The sequence below is a fragment of the Pseudomonas sp. FP1742 genome, from assembly GCF_030687145.1.
In the GTDB taxonomy this organism is placed as follows: Bacteria; Pseudomonadota; Gammaproteobacteria; order Pseudomonadales; family Pseudomonadaceae; genus Aquipseudomonas; species Aquipseudomonas frederiksbergensis_D.
Genome location: NZ_CP117460.1, coordinates 1,185,557 through 1,206,670, shown reverse-complemented (window position 1 = coordinate 1,206,670; position 21,114 = coordinate 1,185,557). Strand labels below are relative to the sequence as shown.

Here is a 21,114-nt window from a genome sequence, read left to right as displayed (position 1 = left end):
AGCCTCAGATGTTGAAGCTTTCGCCGCAGCCACATTCACCGCGTACGTTGGGGTTGTTGAACTTGAAGCCTTCGTTCAACCCTTCCTTGACGAAATCAAGCTCGGTGCCGTCCAGGTATGCCAGGCTTTTCGGGTCGATGATCACTTTCTCGCCGTGACTTTCGAACACCTGATCGTCCGCGCCCACCTCGTCGACAAACTCCAGCACATAGGCAAGGCCGGAACAGCCCGTGGTGCGAACACCCAGACGAATCCCATCACCCTTGCCGCGCCCGTTGAGGGAGCGTCGCACGTGTTGAGCAGCCGCTTCTGTCATGCTGATAGCCATCGGTGACTCCTTACTCGTCGCCAAATCTTGAAAGTCAGATCAAGCCTTTCTTCTGCTTGTAGTCGCGAACGGCCGCTTTGATAGCGTCTTCGGCGAGTACGGAGCAGTGAATTTTCACTGGCGGCAGGGCCAGTTCTTCGGCCAGCTGAGTGTTCTTGATGGTCTCTGCTTCATCCAGAGTCTTGCCTTTCATCCACTCGGTCGCCAGGGAGCTGGAGGCGATTGCCGAACCGCAACCGTAAGTCTTGAACTTGGCGTCTTCGATGATGCCTTGTTCGTTGACCTTGATCTGCAGACGCATCACGTCACCGCACGCCGGAGCGCCGACCATGCCGGTGCCGACATCAGGATCTTCCGCGTCCATCTTGCCGACGTTGCGCGGGTTCTCGTAGTGGTCGATGACCTTTTCGCTGTAAGCCATGATTCTTAATCCTCACTCATCAGGAGTCGCTCTTGAAACCCTGCAAATCGTGGATTCGCAGGGCCCGGTTGCGGCGACTTGAATATCAGTGTGCCGCCCACTCGATTTTCGAAATGTCGACGCCGTCTTTGTACATGTCCCACAGCGGCGACAGAGTGCGCAGCTTGGTGACGGCCTCGCAGACTTTCTGCGCGGCGTAGTCGATTTCTTCTTCGGTGGTGAAGCGACCGAAGGTGAAGCGAATCGAGCTGTGTGCCAGTTCGTCATTGCGGCCCAGGGCGCGCAGAACGTACGAAGGCTCAAGCGATGCCGAGGTGCAGGCCGAACCGGACGAAACCGCCAGATCCTTGAGCGCCATGATCAGCGACTCGCCTTCGACGTAGTTGAAGCTCAGGTTCAGGTTGTGCGGTACGCGGGCGGTCATGCTGCCGTTGACGTACAGCTCTTCCAGGCCTTCGACCTGTTTGAAGAAACGGTCGCTCAGGGCTTTGATGCGTGCATTCTCGGCAGCCATGTCTTCCTTGGCCACACGGAACGCTTCGCCCATGCCGACGATCTGGTGAGTCGCCAGGGTGCCGGAACGCATGCCACGCTCATGACCGCCGCCGTGCATGGTCGCTTCGATGCGCACACGCGGCTTGCGGCTGACGTACAGCGCGCCGATGCCTTTAGGGCCATAGGTTTTGTGGGCAGAGAACGACATCAGGTCGACTTTCAGCTTCGACAGGTCGATCTCGACCTTGCCGGTGGACTGAGCAGCGTCGACGTGGAACAGGATGCCCCGGGAACGGGTCAGCTCACCGATGGCGGCGATGTCGTTGATGGTGCCGATTTCGTTGTTCACGTGCATGACCGAGACCAGGATGGTGTCGTCACGCAGGGCAGCTTCGACCATTTCCGGAGTGACCAGACCATCTTCGCGAGGATCGAGGTAGGTCACTTCGAAACCCTCACGCTCCAGTTGGCGCATGGTGTCGAGGACAGCCTTGTGCTCAATCTTGGTGGTGATCAGGTGCTTGCCTTTGGTGGAGTAGAAATGCGCCGCACCCTTGATTGCCAGGTTGTCGGACTCGGTGGCACCGGAGGTCCAGACGATTTCGCGCGGGTCGGCGTTAACCAGGTCAGCGACCTGACGACGAGCGTTCTCGACGGACTCTTCGGCTTTCCAGCCGAACACGTGGGAACGGGACGCCGGGTTACCGAAGTTTCCGTCGACCAGCAGGCATTCACTCATCTTTTGCGCGACACGCGGATCAACCGGGGTGGTCGCAGAGTAATCAAGGTAAATCGGCAATTTCATGGACTATCTCCTAAATCAGGCTGGCTGGCGTGCCGCTAGCTCTTTGGCTGTCATTCGACGGCGGACGCTTCAATCTTGTCCAGGCGTGGCGCCTTGCTGTTGCAACGGCGCTGGTCCTGACGCTGGGCTACTTCTTGCACCTCACGGCGAGTTACAAGGTCAGCCAAGCTGATACCGCTCAGAAATTCGTGAATCTGCAGGCTCAGATCGCACCACAAGTGGTGGGTCAGACAGGTGTCGCCGGAATGGCAATCACCCTGTCCCTGGCATTTGGTTGCATCGACCGATTCGTTGACCGCATCGATCACCTGGGCGACCTGGATGCCCTGCATGTCGCGGGACAGTTGGTAACCACCGCCCGGGCCACGAACACTGGACACCAGATTGCTGCGGCGCAATTTGGCGAAAAGCTGCTCGAGGTAGGACAGGGAGATGCCTTGGCGCTCGGAGATATCGGCCAGGGACACCGGCCCGTGCTGCGCGTGCAACGCCAGGTCAAGCATGGCGGTCACGGCGTATCGGCCTTTTGTAGTCAGTCGCATGGACAATTACCACGGAGTTCGGAATGGGGCGAGTATGCAATTCCCGAGTATTTAAGTCAACTATAAGTCCTAGTGCTTTACTCGGGTTTACCCGCAAAAGAGCGCGCGCATCATAGCAGGGTCTGTGGCGTAATGGCACACCAACCAGCGCGGTGCAAATGCCTGAATGCGACCCTGCAGCGAATCAGCCGGCCTTGCTTTCGTCCTTGTCTTTCACACAAGCAAAGTCTTCTTCACGCAGTTCAGGCAGATCCTTGGCACAGTAATTACTGCCCAGATCCTTCAGCGCCCCGCACATCCCTTCCAGACGCCCATCGACCGCCTGCAGGTGATCGAGCAACTGACCGATCGCGCGAGCCACCGGGTCCGGCATGTCTTCACCGACACCGTAGGCATCGAAACCGATCTTCTCGGCCATCGCCTTACGCTTGGCATCCTGCTCGTCGTCGGACTTGACGATGATCCGCCCAGGAATCCCGACAACAGTCGCCCCAGCAGGAACAGCCTTGGTGACCACGGCATTGGAGCCGACCTTGGCGCCAGCACCGACCGTGAACGGGCCGAGCACCTTGGCACCCGCGCCGACCACCACGCCATCCTCCAGAGTCGGGTGACGCTTGCCTTTGTTCCAGCTGGTACCGCCAAGCGTCACGCCTTGATAGAGGGTGACATCGTTGCCGATTTCAGCGGTTTCACCGATGACGATGCCCATGCCATGATCGATAAAGAAACGACGACCCACTTTGGCGCCCGGATGAATCTCGATCCCGGTCAACCAGCGACCGAAGTTCGACACCAGCCGCGCCAGCCATTTCAGCTCGGCGCGCCACAGGACCGACGACAGGCGATGGATCCAGATGGCATGCATCCCCGGATAGCAGGTCAGGACTTCAAAAGCATTACGCGCCGCCGGGTCACGATGAAAAACACTCTGAATATCTTCACGCAAACGCTCGAACATCATTAATCCTTCCGCTTTAGAAGCTCACCACGGGCCGCTTTCTGGGTTTCCGTGAGGATGCCACGCAATATATTCATTTCCGCCCGACTGACCGAGCTGCGTCCGTACAACCGACGCAGGCGCGCCATCAAGTGCCGAGGCTTTTCCGGGTCGAGAAACTCGATAGCCACCAGGGTCTGCTCCAGGTGCTCATAGAATCGCTCCAGCTCATCCATGGTCGCCAGCTCACCACTCTTGGTGGACGCCACTTCTTCCTTCTCGACCTTGCTCGGCTGACCCTGGGCCGCCAGCCAGGACATGCGCACTTCATAGCTCAACACCTGCACCGCCGCCCCGAGGTTCAACGAACTGAACTCAGGGTCTGAGGGGATGTGCACATGATAATGACATCGCTGCAGCTCTTCATTGGTCAGGCCGGAGTCTTCACGACCAAACACCAGCGCAATCTCGGCACCCCGCCCCGCTTCCTCGACCACCTTCACACCGCACTCACGGGGATCGAGCAACGGCCAGGGAATGCGACGATCACGGGCACTGGTACCCAGCACCAGATTGCAGCCGACCAAGGCATCTTCCAAGGTGGCGACGACTTGCGCATTTTCAAGGATATCGCCGGCACCGGACGCACGCGCATCGGCCTCGTGGTGCGGGAACAACCGCGGCTCGACCAGCACCAGCCGCGACAGGCCCATGTTCTTCATGGCACGCGCAGCACCGCCGATATTTCCGGGGTGACTGGTATTGACCAGGACGACACGAATGTTTTGCAGCAAGGGAGGCGCTCTCGAACACGATAATCGGGAGCAGAATCTTACAGAGCATCCTACCGTTAAGCTATGAAAGCGAACGTCGACCTTCTCCTGTAGAAACTTTCTGATAGAATGCCCGGCTTTCTTTAACAACCTTAGGTGACACATCCATGCAGCCCATGCTGAATATCGCGCTGCGCGCCGCCCGCAGCGCCAGTGAATTGATCTTCCGCTCCATCGAGCGCCTGGATACCATCAAGGTCGACGAAAAAGACGCCAAGGATTACGTATCCGAGGTAGATCGCGCTGCCGAACAGAAAATCATCGACGCACTGCGCAAGGCCTACCCGAATCACTCGATCATGGGTGAAGAAACCGGCATGCACGCCGGCACCGGCATCGAAGGCGAAGAATACCTGTGGATCATCGATCCACTGGACGGCACCACCAACTTCCTGCGCGGCATTCCTCACTTCGCTGTCAGCATCGCCTGCAAATACCGCGGCCGCCTGGAACACGCTGTTGTTCTGGACCCGGTTCGCCAGGAAGAATTCACCGCCAGCCGTGGTCGCGGCGCTCAACTGAACGGTCGTCGCCTGCGCGTCAGCGGCCGTACCAGCCTGGACGGCGCCCTGCTGGGTACCGGCTTCCCGTTCCGTGACGACCAGATGGACAACCTCGACAACTACCTGGGCATGTTCCGCGCCCTGGTTGGCCAGACCGCCGGCATCCGCCGCGCTGGCGCAGCCAGCCTGGACCTGGCCTACGTGGCCGCCGGCCGTTTCGACGCATTCTGGGAATCAGGCCTGTCCGAGTGGGACATGGCTGCGGGCGCCCTGCTGATCCAGGAAGCTGGCGGCCTGGTGAGCGACTTCACCGGCGGTCACGACTTCCTCGAGAAAGGCCACGTCGTCGCCGGCAATACCAAGTGCTTCAAAGCAGTATTGACGGCGATTCAGCCGCACCTGCCAGCTTCGCTGAAGCGCTAAGCACCCAGACACAAAACGCCGAAACACCTCAAGCAAACGCCCCGACTGGTTCGGGGCGTTTGCTTTTGTGCAGCCCACCCCTAACGCCGCGACCCATGTGGGAGCGAGCTTGCTCACGAAGGCGGCGTGTCAGTCGACATCAATGTTGCCTGGCGCACCGCCTTCGCGAGCAAGCCCGCCCCCACAAGCTACGCACCCCAACTGAACAGCATTAAATACAGCCATAACGAAAAATGCCCCGCATCTTTCGATACGAGGCATTTTCTTGAAGAGCCAGCCCGGAGAGGCCAGCTTTTCGGCATCGGAAGCCGGACTTAAGCCAGTTTTTCCTTGATGCGAGCTGCTTTACCGGACAGGTCACGCAGGTAGTACAGCTTGGCTTTACGTACGTCACCGCGACGCTTAACGGCCATGCTGTCGATTTGCGGGCTGTAGGTCTGGAAAGTACGCTCTACACCAACACCGTTGGAGATTTTACGAACGGTGAAAGCACTGTTTACGCCGCGGTTACGCTTGGCGATAACTACGCCTTCGAACGCTTGCAGACGCGAACGATCGCCTTCCTTCACTTTCACCTGAACGACAATGGTGTCGCCCGGGGCAAAGGTAGGGATCTCTTTAGTCATCTGCTCTGCTTCGAGTGCAAGGATGATTTTGTTAGTCATGCTGTGCTCCTAAGGTAAATCGTCGGATCTACCATCGATACGTTGTTAACTATCGTCCCGCTCGCGGATGTATTCCTCGAGCAGCTTCTTCTCTTCTCCAGAAAGCGAGCGGCTTTCCAGAAGATCGGCGCGTCGTTCATAGGTCCGACCAAGGGACTGCTGTAAACGCCAACGCCGGATGTGCGCGTGATTGCCACTTAGCAATACGTCGGGAACACGCTGATCCGCATACACCTCCGGTCGGGTGTAGTGCGGGCAATCCAGCAAACCATCCGTAAAGGAATCTTCCTCGGCGGAGTCCGCATGCCCTAAAGCTCCAGGCAGCAGTCGTGTAACCGCATCGATCAGGACCATCGCCGGCAGCTCGCCGCCAGACAGTACATAGTCGCCAATCGACCACTCTTCATCGACATGAGCTTCAATAAAACGCTCGTCAATGCCTTCATAGCGGCCGGCAATCAGGATCAATGCATCCAGATTCGCCAACTCGCGCACCGCCGACTGAGTCAGTTGACGGCCTTGGGGGGACAGGTAAATTACCTTCGCCGCCTCCCCGGCTGCTGCCTTGGCGTGAACCAGAGCATCTTCCAGGGGCTTGATCTTCATCACCATGCCCGGACCACCGCCAAATGGGCGATCGTCCACAGTGTGATGTCGATCCGTCGTGTAATCTCGCGGGTTCCAACAGGTAAGCTGCAACAACCCCTGTTTCACCGCACGACTGGTGATGCCGTACTCGCTGATGGCGGAGAACATCTCGGGAAACAAACTGATCACTTCTACGCGCAGGTTAGCCACGTTTAGAAGTCCGCATCCCATTCCACCTTCATCTCGCCTGCAGCAAGGTCGACGGCCAATACGCATTGCTCGGTATAGGGCAACAGGCGTTCGCGATCATCCAGGCTGCCAGCGCAAGGCTTGACCACCATTACATCATTGGCGCCGGTTTCCAGAAGATGATCGATTTTCCCGAACAATTGCCCGTGAGTATCAATGACCTTCAGACCTTCCAGCTGGTACCAGTAGTACTCGCCGTCGGTCAATTCAGGGAACAGGTTGCGCGGCACGCAGATCTCATAACCAGCCAGAAGACGAGCTTCTTCACGATCATCAAGACCCTTGAGCTTTGCGACCAGGAACTTGTCGTTCCCACGTCCACTGACCAGCTCGACCTGCTTTACGTTACCTTCGCGCTTGAGCGTCCAGGTTTTATAGTCCAACAGGTTTTTAATCGGATCAGTAAAGGAATACACCTTCACTTCGCCGCGAACGCCGTGAACAGAATAAATCTTGCCGATAACGATCAAATCATCAGCAACAGCTGGCGTCGCGTTCATATTGCTCAGGCCGCAGCCTTAGCAGATTCCTTCAACAACTGAGCAACGCGCTCAGAAGGTTGTGCACCAACGCTCAGCCAGTAGGCTACGCGCTCTTGGTTCACGGACAGACGAACTTCTTGACCACGAGCAACAGGGTTGAAGAAACCAACCTGTTCCTTGTGCGAACCGTCACGCGGGTTGCGGCTGTCGGTTACGGTCAAGTGGTAAAACGGGCGCTTTTTGGAGCCGCCAAGGGCAAGACGGATTGTTAGCATGTGAACATCGTTCCTGTAGTCGGTGCTGCAAATCTAAATGCACAGCGGGCATAGGTGCCCGAAAGGCCGCATATTCTAAGGAATATCCGGACTTTTGCAAATGTCTTTTTCCGGCGCCTATCGGCGTGCCATCCAGATTTGCTATAGAGCCATCGTTGAAGATGGCCAGTCAGCTCCCGCCAAGCGCGGGTTTGCTGGAGATCCCACGTCCGTGTGGGTCGGCGCAGGAGCAAGCTCCCGCGCGAATTCTTTACATCTTGGGCATGCCACCGCCGGGCAACATACCGCCCATGCCGCGCATCATTTTGGCCATTCCGCCTTTGGCGGAGAATTTCTTCATCATCTTCTGCATCTGCTTGTGCTGCTTGATCAAGCGACCGATGTCCTGCACCTGAGTGCCGGAGCCCATGGCGATCCGGCGCTTGCGCGAACCGCTGATCAGCTCAGGGTCGCGGCGCTCGGCCGGGGTCATGGAATTGATGATGGCTTCCATCTGCTTGAATTGTTTCTCTGCCGCACCCTGGGCATTGCCCATCTGCGCCAGGTTCACGCCACCGATGTTCGGCAGTTTATCCATGAGGCCGCCGAGGCCGCCCATGTTCTTCATCTGTTGCAGCTGATCGCGGAAGTCTTCGAGGTCGAAGCCCTTGCCCTTCTTCAGCTTCTTGGCCAGTTTGTCGGCCTTGTCCTTGTCGAGGGTCGCTTCGGCCTGTTCGATCAGGCTGAGCACGTCGCCCATGCCGAGGATGCGCGATGCGATACGCTCAGGGTGGAACGGTTCGAGCGCTTCGCTCTTCTCGCCCATACCGATGAACTTGATCGGCTTGCCGGTAATGGCACGCACCGACAGCGCGGCACCGCCACGGGCATCGCCGTCGACCTTGGTCAGGATCACACCGGTCAGCGGCAGTGCGTCGCCGAAGGCCTTGGCCGTATTGGCGGCGTCCTGGCCGGTCATGGCATCGACCACGAACAGGGTTTCGACCGGATTGATCGCGGCGTGCAGCGCCTTGATCTCGCCCATCATCTCCTCATCGATGTGCAGACGACCGGCGGTATCGACGATGACCACGTCGATGAATTTCAGCTTGGCTTCTTTAATAGCCGCTTGCGCGATGTCGACCGGCTTCTGGCTCAGGTCGGACGGGAAGAACGTCACGCCGATGTCGCTGGCCAGGGTTTCCAGCTGCTTGATCGCCGCCGGACGGTAAACGTCCGCGGACACGACCATGACCGACTTCTTCTTGCGCTCCTTAAGGAAGCGAGCGAGTTTGCCGGCGGTGGTGGTTTTACCCGCGCCCTGCAAACCGGCCATCAGCACCACGGCTGGCGGAACGGCGCTGAGGTTCAGATCTTCGTTGGCCGCGCCCATCAGGCTTTCGAGTTCGGCCTGGACGATCTTCACGAAGGCCTGGCCCGGCGTCAGGCTGCGCGACACCTCGGTGCCGACAGCGCGCTCCTTGACCGAATTGACGAAGTCTTTGACCACCGGCAAGGCGACGTCGGCTTCGAGCAACGCCATGCGCACTTCACGCAGGGTGTCTTTGATGTTGTCTTCGGTCAGCTTGGCCTTGCCGGTGACATGGCGCAGCGTCTGCGAGAGACGGTCGGTTAAGTTTTCAAACATTGCGCGATCCTTTCAGGCCCTGTGTAGACCGGGATAATGGCGGCCCAGACCGGAATCAACATGTGCTCGGCGAGCCTGCGGCGTGGGCAGGTCGCGGATTATAGCGAAGACTGCGTCTGGCGGACACCTCGCCGTCAGCTTGCATGGTCTTTCGTGCCACATGGGTTCTATGCCAAACTCAACGCCTTTCGGGCTTGCCTAACAGGATTTATGCTCCCCTTGTCACCCAGTTTGCTTACCACCCTCGCCGCCGCCTGCTTATATGCCGCTGCGACCTTCTATCAAGGCACTCGCCTGGCCTCCGGCGCCAAGGCGAACAAACGCCTGCTGGTCACGCTCGGCGTGCTGGCCGTGCTGGCCCACAGCGCCAGCCTGATCACCTATCTGCTGACCCCGGTCGGCCTGGCGCTGGACTTTTTCAGCGCCGCCAGCCTGATTGCCGCGGCGGTCATCGCCCTGACCCTGCTGGCCTGCTCACGGATACCGGTGGAAAACCTCCTTGTATTGCTGTTCCCGCTGGGCGCCGCAACGGTGTTGCTGGCACAGTTCGCCCCCGCCGGCACGGTACAGGTCATCGACGAAGAACCCGGCATTCTCGCCCACATTCTCCTGTCGATCCTCGCTTACGGCATGTTCACCATTGCGGTGTTCCAGGCCTTGCTGCTGCTGGTTCAGGACCATCAGCTCAAGCACAAGCACCCATCCGGACTGATCAAGAACTTCCCGCCACTGCAAACCATGGAAAGCCTGCTGTTCGGCTTCCTCTGGGCCGGCTGGAGCCTGCTGTCGCTGTCGTTGATCTCCGGCTGGCTATTCGTCGAGAACCTGTTCGCCCAGCATCTGGTGCATAAAACCCTGCTGGCGTGCCTGGCCTGGATCGTGTTCAGCGTGCTGCTCTGGGGGCGCAATCGCCTGGGCTGGCGCGGGCACAAAGCCATCCGCTGGACCCTTGCCGGTTTCTGCCTGCTGATGCTGGCGTATTTCGGCAGCAAGCTGGTCCGCGAATACATTCTGCATATCTGACGGGCGGCATTAATGGACGACTTGCCCATAGGGCCGATGCTCGCGGTGCTGGCCCTGCTGATTTTATGGTCGGGGCTGTTTACCGCCATCGAAGCTGCACAACAGCAATTGCTGGCCCAACGCACGGCCTCGCGCTCCAGCGACAAACCCGTGGCGAAGCTGAGTTTTCCACTCAACAGTCTGATCCTGTGCAACACCCTGTGCCGCGCGCTGGTGGTGGTCATCAGCACCCTGCTGGCGATTTTCACCTGGGCGCAAAACGGCCCATGGATTGCCTGCCTCGGTGCCGGTGCGATATTGCTGGTGTTCGCTGACTACCTGCCACGCACCCTCGCCGCCCGCTATCCGGATGCCGTCCTGACCCTGGGCAACACACTGCTCGGCATACCGTTGAAAATTGTCTACCCGGCCGCATGGCTACTCAATGGCATCAGCCAGCTGCTGATGCGGCCTTTCGCCCGCAAAGCCAGTGTGGTGCAGCAAAGCGAAGATGAGGTTCCGGCAGATCGGCACGACGATCATGAACACGGAGCCTATCGGCCGCTGTCAGGCATCCACGCGCTGGATAACATCACAGTCAACGATATCCTGGTGCCACGCAGCGACGTTGACGGGATCAACCTGGATGACTCCCTCGAAGAAATCATCGAGCAACTGCGCCACAACAGGCGCACCCGCCTGCCGGTATTCCACAGCGACATCAATCAGGTCGAAGCGGTGCTCAACACCCGGCAGATCCGTCATTTGCTGCCCGATTCAAGCCTGACCCGTGAGGCGCTGCTGGCGGCCAGCCACGAACCGTACTTCGTACCGGAAAGTACGCCGTTGCAGCTGCAATTGCTGAACTTCCACAAGCAGCAACGGCGCCTGGGCATGGTGGTCGACGAGTACGGCGAAGTGCTGGGCATCGTGACCCTGGAAGACATTCTCGAAGAAATCGTCGGCGAGTTCGAAAGCCAGCACAGCCTGGATAACCCGCATATTCATCCGCAGGCCGATGGCCGACTGGTGATTGATGGCGCGGCATCCATCCGCGAGCTGAACAAGAGCCTTGGTTGGCACCTGCCCTGCGATGGTCCGAAAACCCTCAACGGGCTGGTGACCGAGGCACTGGAGACGATTCCGGACAGTGCGGTTTGCCTGAAGATCGGCCGATACCGGCTGGAGATTCTGGAGACGGAAGAGAATCGCGTCACACGCGTGCTGATCTGGCATACCAGCTCAGTGCCCGCCCTCGTCCGTTAGTTCGCCTTACTCAATATCTATGCCCTTGTTCGATCGTTAGCGACCTTCCTATAATCGAACCGCTTACCCAAGCCCCGCCGCACCACGTGCTTACCCCGCACGGAGCAGGTTCCGGCCAGATCAGCGACAACATCCGCATCACTGCGGCGACTGTTCCTACCTTGAACAGCGACCGTGTCTCAACCCACATCCCTGGGTATTCGACCATAATAATTCGCTCCACTGGGGCACATGACTGTCAGGGATAACCGCATGACGACCAGCACAACGTTCAGCGACACCGCACCTACCCAACCGACCAACTCTGCCACCCGGGTGGCCACTGCGAGTTTCATCGGCACCGCCATCGAGTTCTACGACTTCTACGTCTACGCCACTGCCGCGGCGCTGGTGATCGGCCCGGTGTTCTTTCCGCAAACCTCCGGCACCGCTCAAATGTTGTCGGCGTTCCTCACCTTCGGTATCGCCTTCCTTGCCCGGCCATTGGGTTCGGCGCTGTTCGGCCACTTCGGTGACCGCATCGGGCGCAAATCGACACTGGTTGCATCCTTGCTGCTGATGGGCGTGTGCACCACGCTGATCGGCGTGCTACCGGGTTACGACAGCATTGGCGCCTGGGCGCCGATCCTGCTTTGCGTACTGCGCTTCGGCCAGGGCCTGGGGCTGGGTGGTGAATGGGGCGGCGCCGCATTGCTGGCCACGGAGAACGCGCCCAAAGGCAAGCGCGCGTGGTTCGGCATGTTTCCGCAACTCGGCCCATCGATCGGGTTTCTGGCGGCCAACGGCCTGTTCCTGACCCTGGCCATGAGCCTGAACGACGAGCAGTTCCGTTCGTGGGGCTGGCGGATTCCGTTCCTGCTCAGTGCCGCGCTGGTGATGGTGGGCTTGTACGTACGCCTCAAGCTCCACGAAACCCCGGTGTTCGCCAACGCCGTGGCCCGCCAGGAGCGGGTGAAGATCCCGCTGGTCGAACTGTTCAGCCAATATTGGGCGCCGATGCTGCTGGGCGCCGGGTCGATGGTGGTGTGCTACGCGCTGTTCTACATCTCGACGGTGTTTTCCCTGAGTTACGGTGTGTCGACGCTCGGCTACACCCGGGAAACCTTTCTCGCTCTGCTGTGTTTCGCGGTGCTGTTCATGGCGGCCGCGACACCGCTGTCGGCCTGGGCCAGCGACCGTTTCGGGCGTAAACCGGTGCTGATCATCGGTGGCGTGCTGGCAATTCTATCCGGATTCCTGATGGAACCGCTGCTGACCCATGGCTCGACCTGGGGCGTGGCATTGTTCCTGTGCATCGAACTGTTTTTGATGGGCGTGACGTTTGCGCCAATGGGCGCGCTGCTGCCGGAGCTGTTTCCGACGCATGTGCGCTATACCGGCGCATCGGCCGCTTACAACCTGGGCGGGATTGTCGGAGCCTCGGCGGCGCCGTTCTTTGCGCAGAAACTGGTGGCGATGGGTGGTTTGAGCTATGTCGGCGGGTATGTGTCAGGGGCGGCAGTGCTGAGCTTGATAGCGGTGCTGTGCCTGAAGGAGACGCGCAATAACGATTTGAATCGGGTTGCCTGAAGAAAAAGCAAAAGCTTCGCGAGCAAGCCCGCTCCCACATTAGATTTTGGATGTATACAAAACACCGATCAAGTGTGGGAGCGGGCTTGCTCGCGAATGGCGCGCCTCGGTTTAGAGCTCTACAACAACAGCCTGAGCAGCACGGGTCGCTTTGGCCCGTGCGGCCTCGATCGACTCATCACGGGCCAACGCCACACCCATCCGCCGCTGGCCATTGACCTCAGGCTTGCCGAACAGACGCAACGCAGTATCCGGCTCGCTCAACGCTGCACCCAGATTGGCGAAAGCGGTTTGAGTCGACTGCCCTTCCACCAGAATCACCGCCGACGCCGATGGGCCGAACTGACGAATCAATGGAATCGGCAAGCCCAGGATCGCCCGTGCGTGCAGCGCGAACTGCGACAGGTCCTGGGAGATCAGGGTTACCAGGCCAGTGTCATGCGGGCGCGGCGAGACTTCGCTGAACCACACCTGATCACCCTTGATGAACAATTCGACGCCAAACAGACCACGGCCACCCAAGGCTTCGGTCACCGCTTTGGCAACACGCTCGGACTCAGCCAGAGCAACCGGGCTCATGGCTTGTGGCTGCCAAGACTCCTGATAGTCGCCCTTCTCCTGACGATGCCCCACCGGCGCGCAGAACGTAGTGCCGCCGACGTGACGCACGGTCAGCAGGGTAATTTCATAGTCGAAATCGATGAAGCCTTCGATGATCACGCGGCCTTTGCCGGCGCGACCGCCTTCTTGAGCGTAATCCCAGGCCTTCTGCACGTCATCGACGCTGCGCAGCAGGCTCTGGCCTTTGCCCGAGGAGCTCATGACCGGCTTGACTACGCACGGGAAGCCCAGGTCTTCGACGGCCTTGCGGTAATCCTCGAAGGTGTCGGCGAAGTGGTACGGCGATGTCGGCAGGTCCAGCTCTTCGGCGGCCAGGCGACGGATGCCTTCGCGGTTCATGGTCAGCTGTGCAGCACGGGCAGTCGGGATCACGGTGAAGCCTTCGGATTCCAGCTCCACCAGAGTCGCGGTGGCGATGGCTTCGATTTCCGGCACGATGAAGTGCGGCTTCTCGGCTTCGATCACCGCACGCAGGGCGGCGCCGTCGAGCATGTTGATCACATGGCTGCGATGGGCGACCTGCATGGCTGGCGCGTTGGCGTAACGATCCACGGCAATCACTTCAACACCCAGGCGTTGCAGCTCGATCACCACTTCCTTGCCCAGCTCACCACAGCCACACAGCAATACGCGGGTCGCGGTTGGCGACAATGGAGTTCCGATACGGGTCATCTCAGGTCCTCAAGGAGCGGATCATCGAGGGAAGCGTGCTTCCCATGGGGAGAAAGCGCGGCATTTTACATGAACCTGAGGGTTTGGCTTCAGCTGACGACGGCCTGTTTGCGCAGACGCCAGGCCATGGCCAACCAGACAACGGTGACGCCCGCGAACTTCGAGCCCAGCGCAGTGAGGATCACGCCCGGCGTGAGCGCATCGATCATGCCGAAGAAGATGAAGGTGTCCAGCGGGATGCTCAAGGCCGAACTTATCCACAGGCGGTCATGCAACGGGCGCCGGGTAAGGCTGAAAACCAGCCAGTCGATGCACTCGGACACGGCGAACGCCGTGGCACTGGCGAGAGCAATTGAGGGATCGGAGGTGACGTAAGACAGCCCCAGCGCCACTAGCATCGCCGCGATCGTGCCATGGCCGAAGCGGGTTTGCACCATGTCGCGCAGCACGAACACCAGGCCACCCCAGGCCGACCAGATGATGTCCAGGTGCGGGGCGGTGGAAAAGGCGTAATTGATCAGCACGACGCTGCTGATGTAGGCGATCAGGAAGAGCATGGGACGGGGAACACCTGTCAATTTTGTGTACAGGGTACTTCATCTTCAGCGCACAGATAACCTGTGGCGAGGGGGCTCGCCCCCGTTCGGCTGCGCAGCAGTCATGAAATCAGCAAACGCCGTACGCCTGAAAGAATGAAGTCGCAGGTTTAGCGCCGCTTCGCAACGCAAAGGGGGCAAGCCCCCTCGCCACAAAAGCCGCGCTACCACAAAAAATCAGGAGTCGGATTTGGAAGGCAACATCCAGATCAACCCACTCGACTTCGCCCGCTCATGACACAACCCCAACACCTTGCGTCGTTCCTCGTTGTCCATCCGGCTCCAGCGGGTGATTTCTTCCACCGTGCGCTGACACCCGGTGCAAATGTCATCCTCATCCAGTGCACAAATGCTCACGCACGGCGACGGGACCGGACGCTCACGTTCAGGGGTGCTCATTGTTCCTGCTCGACCAGATCACGGGCATAACGCTGCGAGTTATGCACATAGTGGGCGGCGCTGGCTTCGAGCATCTTTTTCTGCGGCTCGGTCAACTCGCGTACCACCTTGCCCGGCGAGCCCATGACCAGCGAACCGTCCGGAATTTCCTTGCCCTCGCCGATCAACGAGTTGGCGCCGATGATGCAGTTCTTGCCGATTTTTGCGCCATTGAGGATTACCGCATTGATGCCGATCAGGCTGTAATCGCCCACCGTGCAGCCGTGAAGCATGGCGTTGTGGCCAATGGTCACGCCAGTGCCGATGGTCAGCGGATAACCCATGTCGGTGTGCATCACGGTACCGTCCTGCACGTTGCTGTTCTTGCCGATCAGGATCAATTCGTTGTCGCCACGCAACACGGCGTTGAACCAGACGTTGGCGCCCTCTTCCAGTTTGACCTTGCCCACCAGCACGGCATTGGGAGCGACCCAGCTCTGCGGATGAGTGTCGACGCGGGCGTCACCCAGGCGGTATTTCATTTTTGTTTCCTCAAGGCTCAGGCCGGCTCACGTGCAAGAACAGATTCACGCCATACGAACGATGGCTTCAGGTGTTGGTAAAACTCTTGGGCGGTTCATGCAGGCTGATTTTCGCGTCATAGAGCAAGTTGATCAACTCGACGATCATGATCGCCGTCAGCCCCCAGATCTTGTACTCGCCATAACGGTAGCTCGGCACGTACCAACTGTGGCCCTGGTAGTCGATGCGATGAGTGTGCTCGCGCGGATCCTTGCGGAAGAACTCCAGGGGCACGCTGAACACCGCGGCGATCTCGGCATCGTTGGCCAGGTACTCGACGAAATCCGGAATCACGCCGACATAGGGCGTGACCTTGATCCCGTGCAGGGAGATCAGCGGGCTCAGCGGGCCGATCACTTCGACCAGCCCCGGTGGCAGGCCGATTTCCTCTTCGGCTTCGCGCAGGGCGGTGAAGATCAGATCAGGGTCTTCGGGGTCGCGACGACCGCCGGGAAAAGCGACTTCACCGCCATGGGTCGAGAGCCCGCTGGCGCGAAGGGTCAGGACCAGTTCAGGTTCGTCACTGCGCGTGATGGGCACCAATACCGCGGCTTCGGGGAAACGTCGGTCGGTTTCCAGCGTACGCGGCGTGTGATTGCTTACCCGGTGCAGTAGCTCGTCCAGCATGAGTCTTCTCGATCTGTGCCTTACCCTGCATCATGCACCAATCGCACCGGCCGCCCAACCCCCGAAAAGCCTCATGTCGCGAAACGACAACTTGCCGACCGACACCGCTGCACGCCAAGATAGGCGCAGCATTCAGGAACCCAAGCATGAAATTTTGCAGTCAATGCGGCAACCCGGTGACCCAGCGCATTCCCGAAGGCGATTCGCGCCTGCGTTTTGTCTGCGACAGCTGTCACACCATTCATTACCAGAACCCCAATATCGTCGCCGGTTGCGTGCCGACCTGGGGCTCGAAGGTGTTGCTGTGCCGCCGCGCCATCGAGCCACGGCTCGGTTACTGGACCTTGCCGGCCGGCTTCATGGAAAACGGTGAGACCATCGAACAGGCCGCCATTCGCGAGACCGCCGAAGAAGCCTGTGCCCGGGTGCGCAACCTGAGCATCTATACCCTGATCGATGTGCCGCACATCAGCCAGGTGCATGTGTTCTTTCGCGCCGAGCTGGTGGATCTGGATTTTTGCGCGGGCCCCGAGAGCCTGGAAGTGCAGCTGTTCGAAGAGGCCGATATTCCTTGGGGCGAACTGGCTTTCCGCACGGTGGGCCGTACATTAGAATGCTTCTTCGCTGACCGGCGGGCAGAGGTCTACCCCGTGCGGTCCGAATCGATCCCGCCGCTTGCTCAGCCTGCCATCATCTAAACTATTGTTAATTAAAAACCAAAATAGTCGCGACACCTCTTAGGGATATCGTTTCAATGCGCTGGTTGCTTGCCCTGTTTTGCTTATCGTTCGTCGCAGTCTCCCAGGCTTCCGTCGCGGCCGCCCCGGACGGCAAAGTCATCGAAAAAGTTCTGGTCCTCAAATCTGCCCATCAGTTGCAGTTGATCAACGACGGCAAGCCATTCAAGACCTATCGCATTTCATTGGGCAAACGCCCCATCGGCCCAAAACTGATGGAAGGTGATAAACGCACCCCCGAAGGCCTTTACTGGCTGGACTGGCGCAAGACCAGTGACCGTTTCAACCTGGCGATGCACATCTCCTACCCCAACGTCAGCGACTCCGCCCGCGCCCGGCGCGAAGGCGTCGAGCCTGGCGGCATGATCATGATCCACGGTACCCCGGACACCGAAGACAACCCCGAAGACCTGTTCCACACCCTGGACTGGACCGACGGCTGCATCGCCATGCGCAACATGGACATGCGCGAAGTCTGGGGCCTGGTGCCTGACGGCACGATGATCGAAATCCGCCCGTAACGGCTACCTTCAAGGCTGGCGACGAGCTTTTGTGGCGAGGGGGCTTGCCCCCGTTCGGCTGCGAAGCAGTCGTAAAATCAGCAAGCGCGGTGATTCAGTTGGAACGAGGTGGCAGTTTTTGGCGCCGCTTCGCAACGCAACAGGGGCAAGCCCCCTCACCACAAGCGATCGAGCGAACTCCAATAAGTTCTGGCCGCTACCTTCGGTCGGCATCGAAAAATAATTTCAAAAGATCGCAGCCTTCGTCAGCGCCTAGCGGGTAGATACCAATTCGCTCTGTAGGCGCTATCAAAGGCTGCGATCTTTGCTTTCAATACCCCCTCCTCTAATACCACTTCAAACCAACCCCTCTAGGCCCTATCAATCAGGGCTGGCTTTAACGCGTCAACAGCAAAGTAGCGGCATTGACATGGTATTTAAGTGGTATTAGTTTCGCCGCATTACCGGGCGACAACACTCCAATATCCGCATCGGACAAACGCACATGAACGACCTCCAGGCCCTACGTCCTGACGACACCCAGCCCACGCCCCTGTACCTGCAACTGGCGCGCAATCTGGAAGCGGCAATCCACGCCGGCCAGTGGAAAGCCGAACAGGCAATGCCGTCGGAACGCAACCTCAGCGAAATGCTCGGCATCTCCCGCGTCACCGCCCGCAAAGCACTGGAAGTACTGTTCGAGCAAGGCCTGATCCGCCGCAACCAGGGTTCAGGCACATTTATCACGCCACGCCTGGAACAACCGCTGTCGCGCCTCTCGGGGTTCAGCGAAATGCTCCGCCTCAAGGGTTTCGTCCCCGGCTCGCAATGGCTGGAACGGGAAATCACCCCGCCGACCCACGAAGAACTGATCCGCCTCGGCCTGTCGCCCAACGACAAGGTCGCGCGGCTCAAACGCTTGCGCAAAGCCGACGACACCGTGATGGCGATCGAGATGAGCACCTTGCCCGCGTCAATCATTCCCAGGCCGCAAGCGGTGGGCGATTCCCTCTACGAGTACCTCGACGGCATTGGCAAACCGGTGGTCCGCGCCCTGCAACACATTCAGGCGATCAACGCCTCGGACGAATTCGCCGCGCTGGTGGGCATCGCCCCCGGCACCGCCATGCTGCTGATGACCCGGGTCGGCTATCTGGAAGACAACACGCCGATCGAAGTCACCGACACCTATTGCCGCAACGACTACTACGACTTTGTCGCAGAGCTTCGCCGCTAAATCAGAGAGCCGATCATGTCCGAAGACAACATCCTCACCGCTCACGGCTGGGTTCGCGGCCGGCTGATCCATGAACACGGCAAGGTCGTATCCATCGAAGGCCAGCCGTGCGATCCGGCAGACAACAACCTGCCTTACTTGCTGCCGGGCTTCATCGACCTGCATGTTCACGGTGGCGGCGGCAAAGACATCATGGAAGGCGCGCCGGCCTTCGAAACCATCACCAGAACCCACGTGCGTTTCGGCACCACATCGCTGCTGGCGACCACCATGACTGCGCCGAGCGCAGAGATTTCCAGCGTGCTCAAAGCGCTCGGCGAGTTCTGCGAGCAGCGCCCCAAAGGCAGCGCCCGGGTGCTCGGCGTGCATCTGGAAGGTCCCTACATCAATCCTGGCAAACTCGGCGCCCAACCGAATTTCGCCCATACCGCGTTGATGGCCGAAGTCGAGGAATACCTGGCGCTCGCGCCGATCCGGGTGATCACCATCGCTCCGGAAATCGCCGGCCACGACGGTTTGATCCGCGCCCTCAGCACCCGCGGCGTGCGCATGCAAATCGGCCACACGCTGGGCAGTTACGAGGAAGGCGTCGCCGCGTTGGCCGCCGGCGCCAGCAGTTTCACCCACCTCTACAACGCCATGAGCCCGCTGCATCATCGCGAGCCCGGCATCGTCGGCGCCGCGCTGGCCCACGCCAAGTACGCCGAGCTGATTCCGGACTTGCTGCACGTACACCCCGGCGCGATCCGCGTGGCCTTGCGCTCGATCCCGTGCCTGTATTGCGTCACCGATTCCACCGCCGCCGCCGGCATGCCCGACGGCGAATACAAGCTTGGCAGCCACACCGTGACCAAATGTCTGGGCGGCGTGCGTCTGCCCGACGGCACGCTGGCCGGCAGCACCCTGACCATGGATCAGGCCCTGCGCAACCTGGTGAAGATCGGTCTGCCAATCAGCGAAGCCTCGCAACGCCTTTCGCAATTCCCCGCCGACTACCTCGGCCTTCAAGAACGCGGGCGCCTGCAACCCGGCGCCTGGGCCGACTGCGTGCGGCTGGATCGCTCACTCACACTGACCGCCGTCATGGTCGAAGGAGAAGACATTGACTTCAAAAATGCTTGAAGAGGCGCTGTCCTCGTTCGAGGCCGTGCACGCCCAGTTGCAGCAACTCGACCCGCAGATGATCGAGATCGCCGGGCGCTTGCGCCGTCAGCCGCCGCAAGTGGCGATGACTGTAGCGCGCGGCAGCTCCGACCATGCGGCGAGCTACTTCGCCTACCTGACCATGCAGCAATTGGGCATTCCGGTGGCGTCGTTGCCAATGTCAGTGGTGACCATGCAACAGGCCCCCTTGAAGGTCAGCGGCCAGGTCGCGTTCGCCTTCTCGCAGTCGGGGCAGAGCCCGGACCTGGTGAACAGCCTGCGCCTGCTGCGCAAGCGCGGCGCCCTGAGCATTTCCATGGTCAACGCCGAGAGCTCGCCTTTGGAGGCGGCCTGTGAATTCAGCCTGCCACTGTGCGCCGGCACCGAAAGCAGCGTCGCCGCGACCAAGAGTTTTATCGCCACCCTCACCGCCAGCGCCCGCCTGATCGCTCACTGGAAAGAAGACGGGGAGTTGCTGGAGGCCGGTCTTGCCCTGCCGGAAGGTTTGCGCGAAGCAGCGCAGCAGGACTGGAGCCTGGCCATCGAGGCATTGCGTGGTTGTCAGCGCTTGATGGTGATCGGCCGTGGTGCCGGCTTCGCCATCGCCCAGGAAGCCGCGCTGAAGTTCAAGGAAACCTCGGCGATCCAGGCCGAAGCCTTCAGCAGCGCCGAAGTGCGGCACGGCCCCATGGCATTGATCGACGAGAACTACCACCTGCTGATCTTCGCCCCGCGCGGTGCCGAGCAGGCCGGTTTGTTGAGCCTGGCCGCCGACATGCGTCAACGCGGCGCCCGCGTGCTGCTGGCCGCGCCGGATGACGTTGCCGAACGCGACCTGACCCTGACCCGCGCCGAACACCCGGCCCTGGACCCGATTCTGGCGATCCAGAGTTTCTACGTCATGGCCGCCGGCTTGGCCGTCGCCCGTGGCATGGACCCGGACCAACCGCGCCATTTGAGCAAAGTGACGCGCACGCATTGAGTCCGACTTGAAGTTTTCCTGATGAG

The 21,114-nt window shown here is 59.9% G+C and carries 25 protein-coding genes; 9 read left to right on the top strand and 16 right to left on the bottom strand.

What is annotated here, in order from left to right; translation table 11 throughout:
- Positions 1-4: 4 nt before the first annotated feature.
- From iscA to trmJ, 6 genes are all read right to left on the bottom strand, one after another.
- On the bottom strand, positions 5-328 hold the full coding sequence (gene iscA, locus PSH64_RS05270) for an iron-sulfur cluster assembly protein IscA (RefSeq protein ID WP_007941391.1): 324 nt from the start codon (positions 326-328) through the stop codon (positions 5-7).
- Between the two features lie 34 nt (positions 329-362).
- On the bottom strand, positions 363-749 hold the full coding sequence (gene iscU / locus PSH64_RS05265) for a Fe-S cluster assembly scaffold IscU (RefSeq protein ID WP_003443374.1): 387 nt from the start codon (positions 747-749) through the stop codon (positions 363-365).
- Between the two features lie 85 nt (positions 750-834).
- Positions 835-2,049: an IscS subfamily cysteine desulfurase gene (locus PSH64_RS05260; RefSeq protein ID WP_007941393.1), complete on the bottom strand. Its 1,215-nt coding sequence runs from the start codon at positions 2,047-2,049 to the stop codon at positions 835-837.
- Between the two features lie 50 nt (positions 2,050-2,099).
- Positions 2,100-2,591, bottom strand: a complete 492-nt coding sequence (gene iscR / locus PSH64_RS05255; RefSeq protein WP_003227911.1) for a Fe-S cluster assembly transcriptional regulator IscR — start codon at positions 2,589-2,591, stop codon at positions 2,100-2,102.
- Between the two features lie 184 nt (positions 2,592-2,775).
- Positions 2,776-3,552, bottom strand: coding sequence for a serine O-acetyltransferase (gene cysE, locus PSH64_RS05250; RefSeq protein ID WP_105340220.1), 777 nt, complete (start codon positions 3,550-3,552; stop codon positions 2,776-2,778).
- Positions 3,553-3,554: 2 nt separating this feature from the next.
- Positions 3,555-4,325, bottom strand: coding sequence for a tRNA (cytosine(32)/uridine(32)-2'-O)-methyltransferase TrmJ (gene trmJ, locus PSH64_RS05245; RefSeq protein ID WP_305480156.1), 771 nt, complete (start codon positions 4,323-4,325; stop codon positions 3,555-3,557).
- A 146-nt stretch (positions 4,326-4,471) separates the two neighbouring features.
- Between trmJ and suhB the strand changes: the two genes are divergently transcribed.
- On the top strand, positions 4,472-5,290 hold the full coding sequence (suhB, locus tag PSH64_RS05240; RefSeq protein ID WP_019693473.1) for an inositol-phosphate phosphatase: 819 nt from the start codon (positions 4,472-4,474) through the stop codon (positions 5,288-5,290).
- Positions 5,291-5,604: 314 nt separating this feature from the next.
- On the opposite strand, the gene rplS is transcribed toward suhB, so the two are convergent.
- The 5 genes from rplS to ffh all read right to left on the bottom strand — a co-directional run bounded on the left by rplS (position 5,605) and on the right by ffh (position 9,176).
- Positions 5,605-5,955, bottom strand: coding sequence for a 50S ribosomal protein L19 (gene rplS / locus PSH64_RS05235; RefSeq protein WP_003175895.1), 351 nt, complete (start codon positions 5,953-5,955; stop codon positions 5,605-5,607).
- A 45-nt stretch (positions 5,956-6,000) separates the two neighbouring features.
- Positions 6,001-6,774, bottom strand: coding sequence for a tRNA (guanosine(37)-N1)-methyltransferase TrmD (gene trmD, locus PSH64_RS05230; RefSeq protein WP_181150624.1), 774 nt, complete (start codon positions 6,772-6,774; stop codon positions 6,001-6,003).
- Entirely contained in the window at positions 6,756-7,292 is a 537-nt protein-coding gene (rimM, locus tag PSH64_RS05225; RefSeq protein ID WP_105340217.1) for a ribosome maturation factor RimM, read from the bottom strand. The genes trmD and rimM overlap by 19 nt, the downstream gene beginning before the upstream one ends.
- A 5-nt stretch (positions 7,293-7,297) precedes the next feature.
- Complete coding sequence (gene rpsP, locus PSH64_RS05220; RefSeq protein ID WP_003198088.1) at positions 7,298-7,549, bottom strand: 30S ribosomal protein S16; 252 nt, start codon at positions 7,547-7,549, stop codon at positions 7,298-7,300.
- Positions 7,550-7,799: 250 nt separating this feature from the next.
- Positions 7,800-9,176, bottom strand: coding sequence for a signal recognition particle protein (gene ffh / locus PSH64_RS05215; RefSeq protein WP_018927073.1), 1,377 nt, complete (start codon positions 9,174-9,176; stop codon positions 7,800-7,802).
- 210 nt (positions 9,177-9,386) lie between these two features.
- Between ffh and PSH64_RS05210 the strand changes: the two genes are divergently transcribed.
- The 3 genes from PSH64_RS05210 (at position 9,387) to PSH64_RS05200 (ending at position 13,013) form a co-directional block, all read left to right on the top strand.
- Positions 9,387-10,199: an inner membrane protein YpjD gene (locus PSH64_RS05210; protein ID WP_305480155.1), complete on the top strand. Its 813-nt coding sequence runs from the start codon at positions 9,387-9,389 to the stop codon at positions 10,197-10,199.
- 12 nt (positions 10,200-10,211) lie between these two features.
- Entirely contained in the window at positions 10,212-11,444 is a 1,233-nt protein-coding gene (locus PSH64_RS05205; protein WP_105340215.1) for an HlyC/CorC family transporter, read from the top strand.
- A 252-nt stretch (positions 11,445-11,696) separates the two neighbouring features.
- Positions 11,697-13,013, top strand: coding sequence for an MFS transporter (locus PSH64_RS05200; protein ID WP_105340213.1), 1,317 nt, complete (start codon positions 11,697-11,699; stop codon positions 13,011-13,013).
- Positions 13,014-13,124: 111 nt separating this feature from the next.
- Here PSH64_RS05200 and purT read toward each other — a convergent pair whose 3' ends face one another.
- The 5 genes from purT to PSH64_RS05175 all read right to left on the bottom strand — a co-directional run bounded on the left by purT (position 13,125) and on the right by PSH64_RS05175 (position 16,489).
- Complete coding sequence (gene purT / locus PSH64_RS05195) at positions 13,125-14,306, bottom strand: formate-dependent phosphoribosylglycinamide formyltransferase (RefSeq protein WP_305480153.1); 1,182 nt, start codon at positions 14,304-14,306, stop codon at positions 13,125-13,127.
- A gap of 89 nt (positions 14,307-14,395) precedes the next feature.
- Positions 14,396-14,863, bottom strand: a complete 468-nt coding sequence (locus PSH64_RS05190; RefSeq protein ID WP_305480152.1) for a VUT family protein — start codon at positions 14,861-14,863, stop codon at positions 14,396-14,398.
- Between the two features lie 216 nt (positions 14,864-15,079).
- A complete protein-coding gene (locus tag PSH64_RS05185; protein WP_105340210.1) occupies positions 15,080-15,301 on the bottom strand; it encodes a DUF1289 domain-containing protein in 222 nt (73 codons plus the stop codon).
- Entirely contained in the window at positions 15,298-15,822 is a 525-nt protein-coding gene (locus PSH64_RS05180) for a gamma carbonic anhydrase family protein (RefSeq protein ID WP_047601386.1), read from the bottom strand. Before PSH64_RS05180 ends, PSH64_RS05185 begins: the two co-directional genes overlap by 4 nt.
- A 67-nt stretch (positions 15,823-15,889) precedes the next feature.
- Complete coding sequence (locus PSH64_RS05175) at positions 15,890-16,489, bottom strand: CoA pyrophosphatase (RefSeq protein WP_105340209.1); 600 nt, start codon at positions 16,487-16,489, stop codon at positions 15,890-15,892.
- Positions 16,490-16,635: 146 nt separating this feature from the next.
- On the opposite strand from PSH64_RS05175, the gene PSH64_RS05170 reads away from it, so the two are divergent.
- From PSH64_RS05170 to PSH64_RS05150, 5 genes are all read left to right on the top strand, one after another.
- Entirely contained in the window at positions 16,636-17,187 is a 552-nt protein-coding gene (locus tag PSH64_RS05170; protein WP_105340207.1) for an NUDIX hydrolase, read from the top strand.
- A 56-nt stretch (positions 17,188-17,243) separates the two neighbouring features.
- On the top strand, positions 17,244-17,747 hold the full coding sequence (locus PSH64_RS05165; protein WP_305480149.1) for a murein L,D-transpeptidase family protein: 504 nt from the start codon (positions 17,244-17,246) through the stop codon (positions 17,745-17,747).
- A 484-nt stretch (positions 17,748-18,231) separates the two neighbouring features.
- Positions 18,232-18,963, top strand: a complete 732-nt coding sequence (locus tag PSH64_RS05160) for a GntR family transcriptional regulator (RefSeq protein ID WP_105340205.1) — start codon at positions 18,232-18,234, stop codon at positions 18,961-18,963.
- A 15-nt stretch (positions 18,964-18,978) separates the two neighbouring features.
- Positions 18,979-20,085 (top strand): N-acetylglucosamine-6-phosphate deacetylase, encoded by a 1,107-nt coding sequence (gene nagA / locus PSH64_RS05155; RefSeq protein ID WP_105340204.1) that lies wholly within the window; start codon positions 18,979-18,981, stop codon positions 20,083-20,085.
- The gene (locus PSH64_RS05150) at positions 20,066-21,088 is read left to right on the top strand and encodes an SIS domain-containing protein (protein WP_105340203.1); all 1,023 of its coding nucleotides are present in this window, start codon (positions 20,066-20,068) and stop codon (positions 21,086-21,088) included. Before nagA ends, PSH64_RS05150 begins: the two co-directional genes overlap by 20 nt.
- Positions 21,089-21,114 lie beyond the last annotated feature (26 nt).

Coding starts and splice junctions, on each gene's coding strand:
- iscA (WP_007941391.1), bottom strand. CDS start 328: ATGGCTATCAGCATGACAGAAGCGGCTGCTCAACACGTGCGACGCTCC.
- iscU (WP_003443374.1), bottom strand. CDS start 749: ATGGCTTACAGCGAAAAGGTCATCGACCACTACGAGAACCCGCGCAAC.
- PSH64_RS05260 (WP_007941393.1), bottom strand. CDS start 2,049: ATGAAATTGCCGATTTACCTTGATTACTCTGCGACCACCCCGGTTGAT.
- iscR (WP_003227911.1), bottom strand. CDS start 2,591: ATGCGACTGACTACAAAAGGCCGATACGCCGTGACCGCCATGCTTGAC.
- cysE (WP_105340220.1), bottom strand. CDS start 3,552: ATGTTCGAGCGTTTGCGTGAAGATATTCAGAGTGTTTTTCATCGTGAC.
- suhB (WP_019693473.1), top strand. CDS start 4,472: ATGCAGCCCATGCTGAATATCGCGCTGCGCGCCGCCCGCAGCGCCAGT.
- rplS (WP_003175895.1), bottom strand. CDS start 5,955: ATGACTAACAAAATCATCCTTGCACTCGAAGCAGAGCAGATGACTAAA.
- trmD (WP_181150624.1), bottom strand. CDS start 6,774: ATGGGATGCGGACTTCTAAACGTGGCTAACCTGCGCGTAGAAGTGATC.
- rimM (WP_105340217.1), bottom strand. CDS start 7,292: ATGAACGCGACGCCAGCTGTTGCTGATGATTTGATCGTTATCGGCAAG.
- rpsP (WP_003198088.1), bottom strand. CDS start 7,549: ATGCTAACAATCCGTCTTGCCCTTGGCGGCTCCAAAAAGCGCCCGTTT.
- ffh (WP_018927073.1), bottom strand. CDS start 9,176: ATGTTTGAAAACTTAACCGACCGTCTCTCGCAGACGCTGCGCCATGTC.
- PSH64_RS05210 (WP_305480155.1), top strand. CDS start 9,387: ATGCTCCCCTTGTCACCCAGTTTGCTTACCACCCTCGCCGCCGCCTGC.
- PSH64_RS05205 (WP_105340215.1), top strand. CDS start 10,212: ATGGACGACTTGCCCATAGGGCCGATGCTCGCGGTGCTGGCCCTGCTG.
- PSH64_RS05200 (WP_105340213.1), top strand. CDS start 11,697: ATGACGACCAGCACAACGTTCAGCGACACCGCACCTACCCAACCGACC.
- purT (WP_305480153.1), bottom strand. CDS start 14,306: ATGACCCGTATCGGAACTCCATTGTCGCCAACCGCGACCCGCGTATTG.
- PSH64_RS05190 (WP_305480152.1), bottom strand. CDS start 14,863: ATGCTCTTCCTGATCGCCTACATCAGCAGCGTCGTGCTGATCAATTAC.
- PSH64_RS05185 (WP_105340210.1), bottom strand. CDS start 15,301: ATGAGCACCCCTGAACGTGAGCGTCCGGTCCCGTCGCCGTGCGTGAGC.
- PSH64_RS05180 (WP_047601386.1), bottom strand. CDS start 15,822: ATGAAATACCGCCTGGGTGACGCCCGCGTCGACACTCATCCGCAGAGC.
- PSH64_RS05175 (WP_105340209.1), bottom strand. CDS start 16,489: ATGCTGGACGAGCTACTGCACCGGGTAAGCAATCACACGCCGCGTACG.
- PSH64_RS05170 (WP_105340207.1), top strand. CDS start 16,636: ATGAAATTTTGCAGTCAATGCGGCAACCCGGTGACCCAGCGCATTCCC.
- PSH64_RS05165 (WP_305480149.1), top strand. CDS start 17,244: ATGCGCTGGTTGCTTGCCCTGTTTTGCTTATCGTTCGTCGCAGTCTCC.
- PSH64_RS05160 (WP_105340205.1), top strand. CDS start 18,232: ATGAACGACCTCCAGGCCCTACGTCCTGACGACACCCAGCCCACGCCC.
- nagA (WP_105340204.1), top strand. CDS start 18,979: ATGTCCGAAGACAACATCCTCACCGCTCACGGCTGGGTTCGCGGCCGG.